Origin of the sequence: Psychrobacter sp. HII-4 (genome assembly GCF_904846595.1) — a bacterium.
GTDB lineage: Bacteria > Pseudomonadota > Gammaproteobacteria > Pseudomonadales > Moraxellaceae > Psychrobacter > Psychrobacter celer.
The window spans coordinates 1-557 of the sequence record NZ_CAJHBJ010000119.1 but is presented as its reverse complement, the minus strand read 5'-3'; the positions used below and the strand labels follow the sequence as shown (position 1 = coordinate 557).

The 557-nt window shown below is 40.4% G+C and carries 1 protein-coding gene; it reads right to left on the bottom strand.

Annotation, left to right across the window (positions count from 1 at the left end):
* A partial coding sequence (locus JMX98_RS14015; RefSeq protein ID WP_201587463.1) for an IS3 family transposase occupies positions 1-557 on the bottom strand: 557 nt, incomplete at both ends.

Below are 557 nucleotides of genomic sequence, written 5' to 3'. Positions count from 1 at the left end.
CGTTATTATAGTGATACAGCCAAGCTTCAGCCTGGTGCCGTACTTGATCTAAACTATCAAACAGTTCTTGATTCAGCCAATCATAACGCACTGTCTTATTAAATCGTTCAACATAAGCGTTTTGCTGAGGATTGCCAGGCTCAATGTATTCGATAACGATACCTTGCTTAGTTGCCCAATCCTTTAAATCATTGCTGATATATTCAGGGCCATTATCATACCTGATTTGATCAGGCTTACCTCGGTACTCTATAAGCTGGTTTAAACTGCGTATCACTCTTTGAGCCGGTAGTGAGAAATCAACCTCTATGGTTAATGCTTCACGGTTATGATCATCAATGACATTAAACAGTCTAATAGCACGACCATCAGTTAAGGCATCGTGCATAAAGTCCATGCTCCAGCTTTGATTGATGCAAGTGGGCACAGTAAGCTTTTGCGGTTTGTCTCGCTTAATACGGCGTTTAGGCTTTATTCTAAGGTTTAATTCAAGCTCACGGTAAATGCGATAAACACGTTTATGGTTATAAGGCAGTCCCAGTACATTTCTTAGGTAT